17 protein-coding genes and 1 riboswitch are annotated in these 16182 nt (G+C 44.6%); of the genes, 4 read left to right on the plus strand and 13 right to left on the minus strand.

The window, feature by feature from the left end:
- Window positions 1–4: 4 nt before the first annotated feature.
- Genes G9G53_RS26715 through G9G53_RS07605 form a run of 3 tightly spaced genes read right to left on the minus strand, consistent with a single transcriptional unit; the run spans window position 5 to window position 1321 of the window.
- Window positions 5–136, minus strand: a complete 132-nt coding sequence (locus G9G53_RS26715) for a hypothetical protein (RefSeq protein ID WP_256026089.1) — start codon at window positions 134–136, stop codon at window positions 5–7.
- A complete protein-coding gene (locus G9G53_RS07600; RefSeq protein WP_029517469.1) occupies window positions 109–657 on the minus strand; it encodes an accessory gene regulator ArgB-like protein in 549 nt (182 codons plus the stop codon). The genes G9G53_RS26715 and G9G53_RS07600 overlap by 28 nt, the downstream gene beginning before the upstream one ends.
- Window positions 608–1321: a hypothetical protein gene (locus tag G9G53_RS07605; RefSeq protein ID WP_029517468.1), complete on the minus strand. Its 714-nt coding sequence runs from the start codon at window positions 1319–1321 to the stop codon at window positions 608–610. The genes G9G53_RS07600 and G9G53_RS07605 overlap by 50 nt, the downstream gene beginning before the upstream one ends.
- 265 nt (window positions 1322–1586) lie before the next feature.
- On the opposite strand from G9G53_RS07605, the gene G9G53_RS07610 reads away from it, so the two are divergent.
- Entirely contained in the window at window positions 1587–1814 is a 228-nt protein-coding gene (locus tag G9G53_RS07610) for a helix-turn-helix transcriptional regulator (RefSeq protein WP_029517467.1), read from the plus strand.
- A gap of 139 nt (window positions 1815–1953) precedes the next feature.
- Here the strand turns inward: G9G53_RS07610 and G9G53_RS07615 are convergent, their stop codons facing one another.
- From G9G53_RS07615 to G9G53_RS07635, 5 genes are all read right to left on the minus strand, one after another.
- Window positions 1954–2709, minus strand: a complete 756-nt coding sequence (locus G9G53_RS07615; protein ID WP_029517466.1) for a DUF4247 domain-containing protein — start codon at window positions 2707–2709, stop codon at window positions 1954–1956.
- 13 nt (window positions 2710–2722) lie between these two features.
- Window positions 2723–3229 (minus strand): DUF4178 domain-containing protein, encoded by a 507-nt coding sequence (locus G9G53_RS07620; RefSeq protein WP_029517465.1) that lies wholly within the window; start codon window positions 3227–3229, stop codon window positions 2723–2725.
- 24 nt (window positions 3230–3253) lie between these two features.
- A complete protein-coding gene (locus G9G53_RS07625; protein WP_013310484.1) occupies window positions 3254–3661 on the minus strand; it encodes a DUF350 domain-containing protein in 408 nt (135 codons plus the stop codon).
- A 131-nt stretch (window positions 3662–3792) separates the two neighbouring features.
- Complete coding sequence (locus G9G53_RS07630) at window positions 3793–4461, minus strand: PspA/IM30 family protein (protein WP_010348252.1); 669 nt, start codon at window positions 4459–4461, stop codon at window positions 3793–3795.
- Window positions 4462–4549: 88 nt separating this feature from the next.
- Window positions 4550–5572, minus strand: coding sequence for an NADH:flavin oxidoreductase/NADH oxidase (locus tag G9G53_RS07635; RefSeq protein ID WP_029517464.1), 1023 nt, complete (start codon window positions 5570–5572; stop codon window positions 4550–4552).
- A gap of 305 nt (window positions 5573–5877) precedes the next feature.
- Here G9G53_RS07635 and G9G53_RS07640 point away from each other — a divergent pair, with 305 nt between their 5' ends.
- Complete coding sequence (locus G9G53_RS07640; protein ID WP_029517463.1) at window positions 5878–6684, plus strand: polysaccharide deacetylase family protein; 807 nt, start codon at window positions 5878–5880, stop codon at window positions 6682–6684.
- Window positions 6685–6877: 193 nt separating this feature from the next.
- Here the strand turns inward: G9G53_RS07640 and G9G53_RS07645 are convergent, their stop codons facing one another.
- The 3 genes from G9G53_RS07645 to G9G53_RS07655 all read right to left on the minus strand — a co-directional run bounded on the left by G9G53_RS07645 (window position 6878) and on the right by G9G53_RS07655 (window position 10124).
- Window positions 6878–7546, minus strand: coding sequence for a 3D domain-containing protein (locus G9G53_RS07645; protein WP_165146593.1), 669 nt, complete (start codon window positions 7544–7546; stop codon window positions 6878–6880).
- A gap of 6 nt (window positions 7547–7552) precedes the next feature.
- A riboswitch (cyclic di-AMP (ydaO/yuaA leader) is annotated at window positions 7553–7721 on the minus strand.
- Between the two features lie 230 nt (window positions 7722–7951).
- A complete protein-coding gene (locus G9G53_RS07650) occupies window positions 7952–8674 on the minus strand; it encodes an amino acid ABC transporter ATP-binding protein (protein ID WP_029517461.1) in 723 nt (240 codons plus the stop codon).
- On the minus strand, window positions 8661–10124 hold the full coding sequence (locus G9G53_RS07655) for an ABC transporter substrate-binding protein/permease (RefSeq protein WP_029517460.1): 1464 nt from the start codon (window positions 10122–10124) through the stop codon (window positions 8661–8663). The genes G9G53_RS07650 and G9G53_RS07655 overlap by 14 nt, the downstream gene beginning before the upstream one ends.
- A 148-nt stretch (window positions 10125–10272) precedes the next feature.
- Here G9G53_RS07655 and G9G53_RS07660 point away from each other — a divergent pair, with 148 nt between their 5' ends.
- Together G9G53_RS07660 and G9G53_RS07665 are read left to right on the plus strand one after the other, a co-directional pair.
- On the plus strand, window positions 10273–11451 hold the full coding sequence (locus G9G53_RS07660) for a M20 family metallopeptidase (protein WP_165146596.1): 1179 nt from the start codon (window positions 10273–10275) through the stop codon (window positions 11449–11451).
- A 42-nt stretch (window positions 11452–11493) separates the two neighbouring features.
- Window positions 11494–12564 (plus strand): hypothetical protein, encoded by a 1071-nt coding sequence (locus G9G53_RS07665; RefSeq protein ID WP_165146599.1) that lies wholly within the window; start codon window positions 11494–11496, stop codon window positions 12562–12564.
- Between the two features lie 87 nt (window positions 12565–12651).
- On the opposite strand, the gene glgA is transcribed toward G9G53_RS07665, so the two are convergent.
- Window positions 12652–14094, minus strand: a complete 1443-nt coding sequence (glgA, locus tag G9G53_RS07670) for a glycogen synthase GlgA (RefSeq protein WP_029517457.1) — start codon at window positions 14092–14094, stop codon at window positions 12652–12654.
- A gap of 21 nt (window positions 14095–14115) precedes the next feature.
- Entirely contained in the window at window positions 14116–16038 is a 1923-nt protein-coding gene (gene glgB, locus G9G53_RS07675; RefSeq protein ID WP_165146602.1) for a 1,4-alpha-glucan branching protein GlgB, read from the minus strand.
- Window positions 16039–16182: the final 144 nt, after the last annotated feature.

Below are 16182 nucleotides of genomic sequence, written 5' to 3' on the forward strand. Positions count from 1 at the left end.
AAATTCAGTTCTTTTCTGTTTTCTTCAGCTCAGCTGGTACAGGTTTAGCGCCAAAAATTGTTTTTTCTTTTTTCGTAGACTCGTTAGCGTATTTACCAAGGCTTATACTTAAAGCTCTCGCCAATTTCTTATCCATTTTCGCTCACCTCCTTTCCATAAAGGAAGAATACTGAATGCTTGTATAATTAAAGCTAAACATATTATGTGAGATTGTATAAAAAAATTTAATATGCAAACTAAAATACATATCGTTTTATAATATTTGTGATGTTTGGTCTTATTAATATAGATAAAATGATTGGGAGCATATAGTACAAACACTAATAATGAACAAGCGTTAATTATCAAAATCGTTGCTAAACTTAAAGAGACAAAAGGTATAGTTACACATATGGCCGTTGTAAAGAAGACACAAAGTGTAAGGTTGCTGAAGTGTACCCCTCCTGAAAATCTCCTTACAAACATGATCGTAGCCAGAGCTAGTAATGCCCCCCAAAAATGTCCTGTTATCCATCCTATAACTGCGACCATGAGCACTGCTGAAATTTCGGTAATTTTTATACCAATCGCATACTCCATCACTTCAACACTTGTGGGTCCATCAGGATCAGCTTTCTTTATTTCTGATGCGATGTGCCTCGATAGCGTTTCTAGCATCCTCGTAATCTCCTTTCTCTGATAAGAAGTACGATATTCCAAAAGTTAGTAATGAGATGGAAAGTAATCCTATCGTATTGGAGTTATAGAGCATATACAAAGTAACAAAAATAGTGACAAATGATATTAGGGACCCTATAATGAACATTTTATTTAGAGATGCTAGGTAATTTTCACCTTTCAAAAAATCATGTGGGGGTTGAATGATAAATGAGAATCCAAAGTTATATTTACCCATCACAAAAGAAATAAAGTACGCAGTAAGGATGGAAGACAACTGTATAACGTATATAGAAGAGCCAGCTGTATCACTTATAACACCTGGCTGTGCTACTCCGAAAAAGTTTGCAAATATATATACAAATAGCTGTAGGTTAATGTAAGCTGTAAGACCGGAACCAGCAGAAAAAGCCGCAAGATATGTTTTGATCCCTAAACCAAATCTTAAAAAGAGAACCATTAACAAATACTGAAGCGGAAAATCTAATTTAGGCATGCCTATTACTTCTCTCATGAGAAAGGAAAACAAAGTTATGCCAATTGCATAGAGAAGTATTTTTCTTCGATTTTCCCACACGGGGAGCATATAAATCTTCAAGACCAAAGTAACTGCCGCTAAAGCATCGAAAAAACCAAGTAAAATATATAAAAAAGCAGATAACACAGTTACACCATCCTCCTATTTCGCCTGATGTAATTGTATATTTTACTAATAGATGTGGCAATGAAATAATCTAGTAAATTGGATTTTTTTGTATAAATATGAGGTGAATTTTCTTCCCCTGGCTTTCTTCTTCAAACTCGACACCCATTTATACTAACAAAAAAAGTCACCCCAAGTGAGCGACGTTGCTTTTGCTAATGTATTATGTTGGTTTTTTTTCGATATCAAGGTTATAATCTACTTAATTTAGGGTGGAGGGATTATAGTGGCTTTAAGTGACAATTTTAAAAAATTACGTATAAAATATCATTTGACTCAACAAGAACTTGCTGAGATCGCTGGGGTTACCAATAAAGCAATTTCAGCTTGGGAGAGCGGACTTTCTGAACCACGGATGGGTGCTATAGAAAAGATAGCTCGTCATTTCCATATCAAAAAAAGCAACATTATTGAAGACGATGGTATTGAACACATAAGCTCTGATCAAGTGTAGGTCAAAATAGACGGCAATAAAATCGAAGCAAAGGAGCACCGTTCAATTCACTTTAGGTTATATCAAACTACAAAAAAGGAACTGTGCAACAGCTCCACAGTTCCGCAAACAACTTTAGAAGAAAATAAAATTTTACCCATTATCGTCGACTTCGTCGGCTGATTTTACCTGAACCGCTACGTGTTTTGGGCTTACTATAAGATTTACGCGGCGAATCAAATATGCTGGAACCGCCGCTGTCGCTCCGGTCACGTGAAATCGAGCCTCTGCTCGGTGAACTGCTGGACCCTCTGTCGAACAAACTTCCGCTTGATCCAACGCTAGAATCCGAGTTCTTCCCTCTACGGGTAACCGAACCTTTCCGCTCCACCGTAATCGGCGGAATCGCCTTTTTCTCCTGCACTGTAGGAGCACGATATTGGCCCTGAGAAGGTCGGTATACATCTCTGCTGGAGTAGCCCCGATAGGAGCCTGAACCACGTAAGGAATCAAACAGAGCATCCAGCACAGTTGCGGTTAAGTATCCTTTTAAAAAGCTTGAACTGTAATTTTGTTCTACATACTTTTTACTGTCAATTTCAATGAGTGTATCTTCCTTCTTAGCTGGATCTTGCTGCAAATGGTACCACTCATCGCTATATACCAGAAACATCCGCTCATTGCTCTGCGGTGACATTTGTTCCGGTGTACGCTGTTCTTTCAATTCCTCCGCTACTTCCGGGACTGTCTTGCCAGCTGCCCGGTATACATACGAGGTTGAATTTCCGCTGCCACTAACCGATTCCAGCGGATACGTATCCTTTACACTTGGCGCGCCGCAACCGCTTAACACGGATACGAACAAGCTCAGCGCCACAAAGACCTTTAATGCATACTGCCAGGTGCGTTTGCTCATGTGTAACCCTCTCCTAGCTTGCCCGAATAACCTTGACGTCTCCGGTAATCACTTCTTCTCCTTCATAAAGCATAAAGCGACCGTCCTGCCACTCTACCCGCAACAAATGGTAATTATCAGACTGGTACTGCCAAACATGCTGCTCTCCACCCTGTCGGAAAGGAGCACGGCCCATGACGGTAACTTGCCCAGAATATTGCTCCTCCAAATGATACGTTGTATCATCCAGCTCTAAAATGGTCGGCACTTCCTCAGGGTTGTCAAGTCTGCCGTCGATGGCCTGATATAGTCCGAATTGCAGTGTTTCCCGTTCCTCTATATGAAGATAACTGATTTGATTACCATCCTGAAGTGTCAAAACAACGGCATTCCGGGCACGATTATGTACACGACCTACCACTTCATAGGTGACAAGCGAAACTTCACAGATATCACCTGGATTTAAGTGAAGCATGCTTTTCTCTGCTTTTGGCGGCTCCGGCTTAGCAAATAGATTTGAAATTCGTTTCCAAACACCCATGGTTATATTCCTGCCTTTCTTAGCCTAGAAGCATGCTGTAATGATCAAGGCGCCAACCAGATGCAGCGCTCCTGAAAACAGGCCGAAACCAATTTTACCTTCCTGTGTACCTTTATCCAGATCAAACTGGGCCCAGTACCGCAACAGCAGACGTACAATAACTTCCAAAACAAGCAGGATGACAAAAGCGATCACAGAATACACAAGCGCTTCGAGCAAATTATTAGCTGTAGCGATAGAGCCTGACAAAATATAGCCTTGTGCAACCAGCTTCATAATCATTCGTACCGTTACGGCCATATTTCCAGCTTTCACTTCGGCAAAATCCTTATACTTCGTGAATAAAGAGTCGACATACATTAATGCGAAGATCAAAATAGCTCCCGCACCAGTCCATACAAGCATTGCTTTCATCGTTTCTAAAAAATGCATTTCATACCATCCTCCACATCTTCTTGACCTTCATATAATGTTTTACGCCTGCGGGCAGGGAAAAGCGAAGGAGAAAACGTTTCTCCTTCGCTTCCTGAGCAATCAAACTTGGCGGCACTGCTTAAATGTTCTTATTTATTTTCGTATTGCTTCAACAAAGCGGCAAGCTCATCGTCCACGGCGCTTTTCTTATCCAGCTCTTTGAACTCCTCATCCAACGATTTTTCCTTAGAAGACATTTCGTTGCTCGCTTCGGCACGTGCTTCTGCTTGCAGCATTTTTTCCTCCATACGCTTCAATCCGGCAGTTGCCGTATCAGAGCTAAAACCGTTCATAGCTTTGTTAATTTCAGTTTGCGCTTTAGCTGCGTTATAACGGGCAACCAGTGTCTCGCGCTTGTTTTTCATTTCTGTCAGCTGTCTGCGCATTTCATCCAGCTTGCCACGCAGGTTATCGGCCGCAGCTTTGTTCTGTTCGTAACCAGCTTTGAACTCGTTCATTTTTTGTTCAGCAGATTTCTTTTCTTCCAGCGCGCGACGGGCCAGATCTACATTTTGTGCTTTTGCAGCGGTATGTGCCTGTTCTTCGCGTTTCTTTACCAAAGCAGCCTGTTCTTCGTATTGCTGTTTGAATCTCTTTTCAATAGCAATTTGAGCGGCTACCGCTTTCTCTGCATCTTCCAGGTCCTCTTGCATATCACGAATGTATTGGTCCGTCATTTTAACTGGATCTTCTGCCTTGTCAATAATGGCGTTAATGTTGGACATCGTAAGATCTCTTAATCGTTTGAAAATAGACATGTGAAGTTCCTCCTAGAGTTGAATGCTTAAATTTTAAGCTCTGTACACATGTTTACGCAAGCTTTGCAAAGAGGGTTTCAAAAATTATCTAAAAGCCGCGCAAGTAAGGCTCTGGGATGTCGGCCTGTACTTTTAGCTCCCGCGATGCATGCAACGCCCAATAGGGATCACGCAGCATGGCGCGGCCTATTGCTACCAGATCAGCTTCTTTTTGCTGAACAACCCGACGGGCGTCCTCATAATCATCCAGTAATCCAACAGCAATTACAGGTACATTCAGCTTTTCACGGACGGTATGAGCTAAATCCACCTGATAGCCAGCACGCGCAGACGGCCCTCCGCCAGAACCAATTGGACCCTCGCCACCAGAAGAGATATGGAAAATGTCCACACCTGCATCACGATATCGTTCCCCTACACCTGTTATGTATTCCACATTATATCCATCCTCGACGTATTCTTTGGCAGATATCCGCATAAGCACAGGCATATCAGCAGGAAGAACCTCTTTAACAGCATGTATAACCTCAACACCGAACAGTGACAGATCCTGGCCATATTCATCTTCTCTCGTATTTGTTAAAGGCGAATGAAATTGATGGATCAGATAGCCGTGAGCGCCATGTATCTCAACCGTATCAAAACCGGCTTCCACCGCGCGGCGCGCGCCTTCTTTGTATGCCTGAACCAGTTCCCTGACTTCTGCTGTCTTTAAGGCGTGCGGCTTTTTAAGGCGTTCGCTAAAAGGAATCGAAGAAGGACCCACAGGTTGCTCAGCATCTTCGGCCTTGCGTCCAGCGTGGCCTAGTTGAATGCCAATTTTGGCACCATACTTGTGAACTTCCTCTACAATCTTACGATATGCAGGAATATGTTCGTCACTCCAAATACCTAAATCACGATCCGTAATACGTCCATCAGGATGAACCGCTGTCATTTCCACAATAATAAGACCAGCACCTCCTACTGCTCGGCTCACATAATGGACATGATGCCAATCCGTCGGATTTCCATCCTCGGCCTCCACACTGAATTGGCACATCGGGGGCATAACAATCCGATTTTTTAAAGAAAGCCCCTTTAATTGATAAGGAGTAAACAAGTCGGTCACTTTTATCCTTCCTTCCTTCAATTCCATGTCTGTATAATTATGAATTGCAACCCCATTATACACCAGCTGTCACGGGATACCGAATCCGTTGTAAGGCTAAAACTTGCGAAAATGCTCTTGTTTTCGGTCATGTTTAAGAGAATATGTACGTTTAGCTCCATCATCTTCATTGATAATCATTTCATCGCGAACTTCTTTCCAGACGTTTATGAGCCTAACTTGGTAACCAGCATATTTTTAATAGGACAGGTACATAATAGTCGAGAGCACCACTAGGTACCACTGCACGAAAAGGGGGGATACATATGCCGTACAGGGGAGTGTTGCCATGCTTGGCACTGTTACTAGCATTTTCAAGTTTACCCGTTCACGCGGATGCGCCTCCCAAGATCGGAACGCCCCATCCCAAGGAAGCAGCTGTTGCTTCTTCTGTACATCTGAGTACAGATCGAGCTACTCCTACATTAGCAATGTTGCGTAAAAAACATGCGGACATTTTTAAAATGTGCGGCCCACACACCCGCCAAATTGCCTTAACCTTTGATGATGTGCCCGATTCTAGGTATACGCCGCAGGTTTTGGACGTATTACACGCCAACGGCATCAAAGCCACCTTTTTCATCGTCGGTCACCGTGCGGAAAAGCATCCGGGGATTATACGTCGTATTATCCGTGAAGGCCATGCTATAGGAAATCATTCCTATACTCATCCGGATTTTAGGAAGGCTACACCAGAACGCTTTCGCAACCAGATTACAAAAACAGAACGTATTTTACAAGCCAGCGCAGGTTTTCGCCCCAAGTTGATTCGTCCACCCTACGGTGAAATTACAGAGCCTCAAATAAAGTGGGCACGTCGTCATGGCTACATGATTGTCAACTGGAATGTAGACTCTCTCGACTGGAAGGGACTAAGTAAAACACAAATTCAGCGAAATGTGATTCCAGCTACAGGGCCTGGCTCTATTATTTTAATGCACGCTGGTGGAGGTCAAAGTTCCAACTTGCAAGGCACTGTCCAAGCTTTGCCGGGTCTAATTCACTCTCTAAAAGCTAAGGGCTACAAATTTGTGACAGTCCCCCGGCTACTCCACACATCGGAACGAAAATAACAGTATGTTTATAATTGAGGTCCAAGCTAAAGCAACGTAAAAAGGCTGTCTTACCAGCAGAAGTATTCTGCTCGTCAAGACAGCCTTTTTACGGATAGGACCTGATAAGAGTCCGACCTAGATATATACGGATATAGGCGTTATGTTTACATAATATATATTATGTTTAATTAAACTGTATATACGTACAATGCTATTTATCAATAACGTACAGCTTCACATTTTGAAATCCAAATTCGTTCACAAATGATTTGTTGCCTGGAATAAAGATATCAATCCGCTTTCCTGTAATGGCGCTGCCCTGATCGCGAGCGACAGCTACAAAAGAATGATCCGGCAAACCTGGATGGGAGTAGCCTGTAACCAGTACTTTCGTGCCCATCGGAATGACGTTAGGATCTACCGCAATTGTACCTAGTTTAAGCGGATTGCCGTAGTAGTCCACTGCGCCCCATTTACCATTCTCATCGGCTGCGGCAGAATACGCTGAAGCCTTAACGTCAACTATTTTGCTATAGTTGAATGTTTTACCCCAAGCTTCAATCGTTGGCGCCTCATTCGCTGCTGCTTTCTCCGTAAGAAGCTGCGGCTTCGATTCCGAAGCTGCCTTTACACTTTTTTCGCCAGGCACCTTAATTTGCAGACCTGCATATATATTGCTGGAGGCAATGTTTGGGTTAGCCTTTGTTAGCTCGTCTACCGATACTCCATAACGTTGAGCAAGCAAAAAGAAGGTATCGCCCTCTTTGGCAGTGTGAAGCGAGGCAGCATCCGCTATTCCAGCTGTCTGTGCCAACCCTGCAATAGCTGCGGCAAGCACCGCAATTTTCATCGTTTTACCAATATGTTTTAAATGTTTCAAAGATATGTACCTCCTCTTTTATGCCTGCGAAGTTAGCTGTCGGATTCGGACTCAGGAGAAGCCCTATGCTTGTGCAATTCACCCCTAGGCATATTCCTCATCGTCTTATGACGTATCGGAATGGCTGCCGTTGTTACGTCCCCCGCACTTCCCATAGTTTGGGCCAGCATTTCAGCGCTTGTCTAACCGCATGCTGTCCCGGTAAGTTTTGGCTTACTGCATAATATCACAATTTTGTAACCTTATCCGCATGAAAATGTTGGGAACCCTGAACATCATACTACACTCGTTACAATTTTGTCATTAAGAAATCGATATTTGTTACGAAAGTATGGGGAAATGGTGACAAAATAAGAAAAGCCCTCCGTCAACGGAGAGCTTTTTTATGATTAGACCAGCACTTTCTTACAATACTTTGGCAAGAAAATCACGAGTGCGATCATGGCTTGGAGTGCCAAATACCTGGTCTGGTGCACCCTGCTCCACAATTTGACCGTTATCCATAAAGATAATTCGATCGCCTACCTCGCGGGCAAAGCCCATTTCATGCGTTACAATTACCATTGTCATACCGCCTTCGGCGAGCTTCTTCATTACATCCAGAACCTCTCCAACCATTTCAGGGTCCAATGCAGAAGTCGGCTCATCGAACAGCATTACGTGCGGCTGCATGGCCAAAGCACGCGCAATCGCAATACGTTGCTTCTGACCACCGGATAGCTGGTTCGGATAGGTATTCTTCTTATCCTCGAGCCCCACGGTACGCAGGAGTTCTAATGCAATTTTTTCCGCTTCCTTACCTGACTGTTTTCTAACCTGCGTCGGTGCAAGCGTCAGGTTCTGCAACACTGTTTTGTGTGGGAACAGATTAAAATGCTGGAACACCATCCCCATTTTTTCCCGGGTTACATTAATATTATGACCACGAGCTGTAATCGGCTCGCCCTCAAATAAAATCTCCCCATCCGTCGGCTGTTCTAACAGATTCATACAACGCAAAAACGTACTCTTCCCCGAACCGCTGGGACCGATGATAACGACAACTTCTCCTTTGGCGATATCTATATCAATGCCTTTTAAAATCTCATTCTTGCCGAACGATTTACGCAATTGTTTAACGGTGATCACTGGCTCTCAACTTCCTTTCCCATAAACCAAGCAGCTTAGACAAGCTGAATGTCATTACAAAATAAATAGCGGCTGTGATTATGAACGGACTTAATCCTTCGTAGGTAATATTCTTAATGACCTGGGCTTGATACATAATATCCACCATACCAATAGTCGAAATAATGGAGGATTCTTTAATAATTGTAATAAACTCATTACCTATAGCAGGCAAAATAGATTTAAACGCTTGTGGCAAAATGACGTGACGCATAGCTTTGCCTCGTCCCATACCCAATGAGCGTGCGGCCTCCATCTGTCCACGGTCTACTGCCTGGATACCTGCACGGAAAATTTCAGCCAGATATGCCGAGCTATTCAGAGACAATGTGATTATACCGGACTGGAGTGGAGTAAAATTGACACCCAGCGTCAAAGCAATCCCGTAGTGAATGATCATGAGCTGCACCAGCATAGGTGTGCCACGCAGGATCTCCACATATGTGGTACCTAACCACTCAATGATGCGTATACCACTCATCCGCAACAAGGATACGATCAGACCAATGATAAATCCAAACAGTACTCCGAGTGCAGACAGCAACAGAGTGTAACCAATACCCGTAGCGTAAAGACTGCGGTATTTCCAAAAAATATCTACGATGTTATTAGAAGAAACCTGTCGATCTGCCGAGAGTGCACTCGCTTCTGTAGAAAACTTTTCAATCGACCCGTCCGCTTTCAGGCGAGCCAACGTTTTATTTACAGAGGCAAGCAATTCTGCGTTCCCCTTGCGTATACCTACAGCAGTTTCTGCTCCGGCATCCTCAGGTATCGCTTTGGCAAGTGTTACGGTCCCATCTAACGTGTACCCTTTAGCAACCGTATCTTCGATCACAACAGCGTTGATACGCTGGGTCCGCAGCTGGAGTACCAGATCGGATATTTTGTCCAGTGAGGTTACAGAGGCATTGGGTACTTTTTGAGCAATTTCTTCCTGAATACTCCCCTTTTGCGCGCCAATCTTCTCGCCTTTCAAAGCAGCCATCGTAGGATATTTGTCTTTATCCTCTGGGCGTACCATAATGACTTGCTTGGAGCGATAATATACATCTGAAAAATCAATGCTTTTTCTACGCTCATCCGTCGGTGTCATACCGGACAGTACCAAGTCTACGCGACCACTTTGCAGAGCAGGTAGCAAAGAGTCAAAACTCATGTCCTCAGGGACCATCTCCGCACCCAAATCTTTGGCGATTTCCTTCGCGATTTCCACATCGAAGCCAACAATAGTATCCTTACCGTTAATAACTTTATGAAACTCATACGGCGGAAAGTCGGCACTCATGCCCACTACAAGTTTTTTCTGTGGCTTTGCTTCCGTTCCGTATGCATTGAGCATGGGAAGACCCGTCAACAGCAAGATAACCGCCGTCAAAACCAGGGCGGTAAAACGATATGCCTTTTTCAATCTTTTTTTCTCTCCTTAAATTCTTTATAATAAATAAGATTGTGTCATTATAAATGAATATGCATGATTATGCAATGAATGTTATAGTACAATTTCAGCATACCTAGCGCAGTACCTACATTACAGCTTATATAAAGGAGTTTTCAGCATGAATTTTAAACAGACCATTCAAAAGACAATTGAGCAGCATGCCCCACGCTTTAAGGACATTTCGTTATATATTGGGGCAAATCCTGAACTTGGAAACGAGGAATTTCTGGCCGCTGCCCGTTTAAAAGAAGAACTCATTTTTCACGGTTTTGAGGTCCAGGCACCCGTATTGGGCATAGAAACAGCCTTTATTGCAACTTACAAAGCTGAAAAATCCGGGCCGGTTGTCGCTTTTCTGGCAGAATATGACGCTCTGAAAGGTTTAGGACACGCCTGTGGGCACCATCTGATATGCATGATGAGTACCGGTGCTGCCGTTGGCCTCAAGTCGATCATCAACGAAACTGGTGGAGAAGTACGGGTATACGGCACACCTGCCGAAGAAACTCGTGGTGCTAAGGTCCCTATGGCCGCTGCCGGTTTGTTTGATGATTGCGACATAGCACTTATGACGCATCCTTATGATCGTTACGAAAAATCAGGCAAATCGCTGGCGATTGATGCTGTACAATTCGAATTTTTTGGTCAATCCGCTCACGCGGCTGCCAGCCCGCACGAAGGCATTAACGCGCTGGACGCTGTGATTCAAACGTTCAATGGCATCAATGCGTTCCGTCAACAAGTAAAAAGCACAGTGCGTATCCATGGGATCATTAATCAGGGTGGCCAAGCAGCCAATATTATTCCTGATTACGCCTCAGCGCAATTTTATGTAAGGGCCGCTACACGTCAAGAACTGAACCCGCTGACTCGCCGTGTTATTCAAATTGCTGAAGGAGCTGCTTTACAGGCCGGGTGTCGTTTGGAGACCTCCAATTATGAGACTTCTTATGATGAAATGGTCACGAACCGTGTACTTTCCGATGCGTTTACCGCAAATTTGGTACAGGCTGGCATTTCGCAAGAAGATATAACGGAAGGCGAAGATCATGGCTCTATGGATATCGGAAATGTATCGCTTCATTGCCCTGCTATCCATCCTTACATTCAAGTTATTGACGAGAAGCATGCCTTGCATACACCAGAATTCCGCGATTTGGCGATGCAGGACCGAGCCATGGAAGGAATGCTGCTGGCTGCGAGAACTTTGGCATGGACTGCTTGCGATGTAATCACGAATCCTGAACTGCTAGCCCAGATAAAAAAAGAATTCGCTCTGCTGAATAACGAACGCTAAATCTTAATTCCGTGTTATTTCAGAAAGGAGTAGCCAGCCATCATGGATAGTATGAGTAGCTTTTGGACGTTGTTTATTGTGATAGACCTCATCATTTTTTGGTTTATATTCCGTGCAATACGCAGGAACCGGGGAAACAGAAAAACACGGCGCCGGAATGCTTTTTTCCTCAGCTCCCCTTCTCCTTCTTCCCTTTCGCAGGAGCGTCATCCAGAGATTACGGAGCTGATGCAGCTATTGGAGCAATCCATTCCCGTCTCCTATGCTCATAGCGTAAGGAATCGTGTAATGGAAGCCCACCCAGAGATTACGGAGCAAGAATATGATTGGCGTTGGCATGAGCTAAAACGATATTTTATGCTATGCGCGATTATGAATCGTGTGCCTATGTTCAGTAGTGATGTGGATGAATTATGGCACGAAATGTTGATGTTTACCCGCGAATATCAGCAATTCTCGGAAGCTTTTTTTGGTCGTATGCTTCACCATGCGCCCCATTCTGGCGGCTCTCAGCCGATGCCGGAGGAGCGTGCGTGGTTTGATTGGTTGTATGTGGAATGCTTTGGCTGGAACCGCTATAGCGCCAGTTTGTGGGGGACTTTTTTTAATCATCCATTACCGAACGACGAGCTTTCACACTATTACAAACTCACAACTTCGGCGCAGCCAGCAGGTAACCGTTGGAATACTCAGGAGAATATAGCCATTTCACAGCAAGCCCAACAAACGGTTCATAAGATTGTACAACATCTGCGCGAGCGGGTGAATAAAGCGGTGGATGATCCTGAGGGTAAGCAATTGCCTAAGGTCAACTATTTACAGGTCGACTATCTGTTATTAGCTGTTGTATGGTATTCATGGTATCAACCTGAACAATTTGCCATACACATGCACCCGGATGCTACAGGCAATGCCGGGTTAGCTAGCTCATCTGGTTGTAGCTCGGCAAGCGGCTGCTCGAACTGGGATACGCATCACTCGCATCATCATTCCTCCCATGACAGTTCTCATCATGGAGGCTCTTCTCACCATGATTCAGGCGATTCTGGTAGCCATTCTTCGTGTAGCAGCGGCTCTTCATGTGGAAGCAGCTGTGGTGGCGGGGGCGACTGATCATAGCAAAAAAGGGAATTCCTCAGCCAAACACTGGCTAAAGGGATTCCCTTTTTCATTAATATGAATATGGTGTTCCTACTCCGTTCAGTCCGTCTTTGTGAGCAAATGGTAAATATCCATATACGCTTCGGCTGAAACATCCCAACTATATTCTCCTGCGAAAGCCGTCTGTGTAAGCTTCGACCAATGCTCAGATTGGCGATAAAAATGAACAGCACGACGAATGGTGTTCAGCATATCATGTGCATTGTAGTTCGTGAAGCTAAATCCATTTCCTTCCCCTGTAGACTCATTGTAAGCCTGCACGGTATCGTTAAGGCCCCCAGTTTCTCGCACAATAGGGATACTTCCATAACGAAGCGCTAGCAGTTGGCTGATCCCGCAAGGCTCAAACCTTGATGGCATAAGATACATATCGCTTGCCGCATATATTTTTCGTGACAGAGGTTCGCTAAAAGCAAGCTGCGCCGACATTTTCAGTGGATAGCGTCCCGCTGCCTCACGGAACCAATGCTCAAAAGCCGGATCCCCTGTTCCCAAAACGACAAACTGGATATCATCATAATACAAGATTTCATCAAGCACTCTCGTTACCAGATCTAGCCCCTTCATATCTACAAGTCGGGTTACCATGGCAATCATAGGTACGTCCGGCCGTACCGGCAGACCCAGCTCCTTTTGCAGACCAATTTTGTTTTCCTTTTTCTTTGTCAGACTCGTTCGGTACTTCGTATAAATACGATTGTCCGTAGCAGGATTATAGCTTTTGGTGTCAATTCCGTTCACAATCCCTGTTAAGCGACCCTGATCTCCCAATTTACGAAGCAGACCCTCAAGCCCATATCCGTAAAATTCCGTTTGAATCTCCTCTGCATAGGTCGGACTCACGGTCGTGACATGATCCGAGTACGTAAGCCCACCTTTCATAAAATTCAGTCTGCCATGATACTCCACACCCTCGGAGGTGAAATAGCTCCCATCCAGGTTGAGCAGCTCAGTTAAGACCTCATACGGAAAATCCCCCTGATACAGCAGATTATGTATGGTAAACACCGTGCGAATATCGCTGTAGAAGGGCAAATGTCGATAATCGGCATTCAGAAGCAGCGGAACCATTGCTGTATGCCAATCATGACAATGCAAAATATCCGGCCGAAAGTTCAGTTCAGGCAGCATTTCTAAAATCGCTCGGTTAAAAAAGGAAAAGCGTTCGCCATCATCCATATAACCGTAAATACCGTCACGACCGAAGTAATACTCATTGTCTATAAAATAAACCTTGATTCCGTCTAATGTCAGTTCCTCTATTCCACAATATTGATTACGCCAGCCTACGGCTACTTGCTTTACCGCTACCGGACGTAGAGACTTTTTATAAGTATCGGGAATCCCCGCATATTTAGGCAAAATGATTCGGACGTCGCACCCCGCCTGACGAAGTGCCTTCGGCAGTGCGCCAATGACATCAGCCAACCCGCCTGTTTTAATAAATGGATGTGCTTCTGCTGCCGCAAACAAAATGTTCATATATGCTTCCTCCTTATGTGGTTAATCTGCTTTTTTAGGCCTCCGAGGCGCTTTCTTGAGTATAACGATGCTCAGGGGTGGTATAGTCACCTCCAAGCTGTGAAGCTGACCGTGGCAAGGAATACGGGCGGTCCGTATCATTCCGGTATTTAGCTGGCCACTTCCCCCAAAGTCCTTATGATCACTGTTCAGCAGTTCGATATAACTCCCGGCCTTTTCCAGCCCAATTCGGTAGTTCTCTCTCGGTACGGGCTGAAAGTTAATAAGCACGACCAATGTATCTCCTGGCTTTTTACTTTTACGTAAATACGTAATTACGCTCTGCCCACGGTCCTCCGCCTCAATCCACTGATATCCATCCCACGAATGATCCAGTTCCCATAGTGCCTTTTCCTGAATATACAAATGATTCAGCGCTTTCGTAAAAGCGTGCAGCGAACGGTGACTGTCATAATCCAGCAGAAACCAGTCAAGCTGCTCCTCATCCTTCCATTCGATGAATTGGCCGAATTCCCCTCCCATAAATAATAGCTTTTTGCCCGGCGAGGTGAGTTGGTAACCGAGAAGCGCTCGAAGCCCGGCAAATTTTTGCTCATAGTTACCTGGCATTTTATCAAGCAGCGACTTCTTACCATGAACAACCTCATCGTGCGACAATGGCAGTGTAAAATTTTCGCTGTACGCATAAGCTATGGGGAATGTCAGCAAATTATGGCGCTCCGGTCTCTGATCGAAATTCGTTTCGATATAATCAAGCGTATCGTTCATCCAGCCCATATTCCATTTGTAATTAAAACCGAGTCCTCCATCGCTTACCGGGGAAGTTACCATAGGCCAGGCACTGGACTCCTCTGCCATCATCAGAGCATACGGATAATAGCGGAATACTGTTTCATTCAGTTGTTGAAGGAAGGCAATAGCCTCCTCATTTTCAATACCTCCCTTAGAGTTAAAACGATATTGACCGTCCTGCTTTTCAAAATCCAGCCGTAGCATACTCGTCACAGCATCTACGCGCAGGCCGTCAATATGGTACATATCCATCCAAAATAACGCATTAGATATCAGGAAAGAACGCACCTCCGGTTTGCTGTAATCAAACGTCAGCGTTCCCCAGCCGGGCTTTTCCGCAATCAGCGGATCCGCATATTCGAACAGGGGCGATCCGTCAAACAGCCTTAATCCATGAGCATCTTTTGCAAAATGGGCTGGGACCCAATCCATCAGCACTCCAATTCCCGCCTGATGGCAACGATCCACCAAATACATAAAATCATACGGTTCTCCATAACGGCTTGTGAGTGCAAAATATCCAGTAAGTTGGTAGCCCCAGGAAAGATCATACGGATGTTCACTCAGCGGCATCAGTTCAATATGTGTATACCCCATATCAGTCACATAAGGCACAAGAAGCTCAGCTATTTCCCTGTATGTATAAAACGTACCATCTTCTTTTTGCTTCCAAGTGCCCAGATGAAGCTCATATATGTGTAGAGGCTTTCCATACGGTGCTCTACGTTTTCGGCGCCAAATCGCATCGTTCCAAGTATAACCATCTATAGAAGCTACCACAGAAGCCGTTGCCGGTCTCACTTCAGCACGTACCGCGTAAGGGTCTGCTTTCAGAAATCGTTCACCGTTTGCACCCGTAATGTCGTATTTGTAAAAAGTTCCTTGGGATATCCCCGGAAAAAAACGACTCCAAAAACCGGATTTGGGAACCCTATATAAGGAATCCTGTTCCCCATTCCAGTTGTTGCGATCTGTAGCAAGCCCGACATGGAGAGCATGAGGAGCCCAGACCGTAAAACGGACGCCCTGTTCTCCGTTCTCCACAGTAAGGTGGGAACCCAAAGATCGGTAGCTGTGATAAAGCGTTCCTTCATGAAACAAATAAATATCTTCCGATGAAATAGCCTGTTGCGGAAGAGTTTGGTCTGTCATCACGTCACCACCCTTATATGTTTGTAAGTAAAAATGTATGAATCGGTAATGCATTCGCTTTTGGCTCAAAGCTGACTTGAGTTATTACCCCATTCTAGCCACAATGAACAGAAAAATGACTAGGAAAAAAATAAACCTTAGTTT

The sequence above is a fragment of the Paenibacillus sp. EKM206P genome, from assembly GCF_011066155.1.
In the GTDB taxonomy this organism is placed as follows: Bacteria; Bacillota; Bacilli; order Paenibacillales; family Paenibacillaceae; genus Paenibacillus; species Paenibacillus polymyxa_D.

Bases quoted from the DNA above. Each gene is read 5' to 3' on its own strand.
- G9G53_RS07600 (WP_029517469.1), bottom strand. From the start codon at position 657: ATGCTAGAAACGCTATCGAGGCACATCGCATCAGAAATAAAGAAAGCT.
- G9G53_RS07630 (WP_010348252.1), bottom strand. From the start codon at position 4,461: ATGTCTATTTTCAAACGATTAAGAGATCTTACGATGTCCAACATTAAC.
- glgA (WP_029517457.1), bottom strand. From the start codon at position 14,094: ATGAACATTTTGTTTGCGGCAGCAGAAGCACATCCATTTATTAAAACA.
- G9G53_RS07640 (WP_029517463.1), top strand. From the start codon at position 5,878: ATGCCGTACAGGGGAGTGTTGCCATGCTTGGCACTGTTACTAGCATTT.
- G9G53_RS07625 (WP_013310484.1), bottom strand. From the start codon at position 3,661: ATGCATTTTTTAGAAACGATGAAAGCAATGCTTGTATGGACTGGTGCG.
- G9G53_RS26715 (WP_256026089.1), bottom strand. From the start codon at position 136: ATGGATAAGAAATTGGCGAGAGCTTTAAGTATAAGCCTTGGTAAATAC.
- G9G53_RS07620 (WP_029517465.1), bottom strand. From the start codon at position 3,229: ATGGGTGTTTGGAAACGAATTTCAAATCTATTTGCTAAGCCGGAGCCG.
- G9G53_RS07665 (WP_165146599.1), top strand. From the start codon at position 11,494: ATGGATAGTATGAGTAGCTTTTGGACGTTGTTTATTGTGATAGACCTC.
- G9G53_RS07660 (WP_165146596.1), top strand. From the start codon at position 10,273: ATGAATTTTAAACAGACCATTCAAAAGACAATTGAGCAGCATGCCCCA.
- G9G53_RS07615 (WP_029517466.1), bottom strand. From the start codon at position 2,709: ATGAGCAAACGCACCTGGCAGTATGCATTAAAGGTCTTTGTGGCGCTG.
- glgB (WP_165146602.1), bottom strand. From the start codon at position 16,038: ATGACAGACCAAACTCTTCCGCAACAGGCTATTTCATCGGAAGATATT.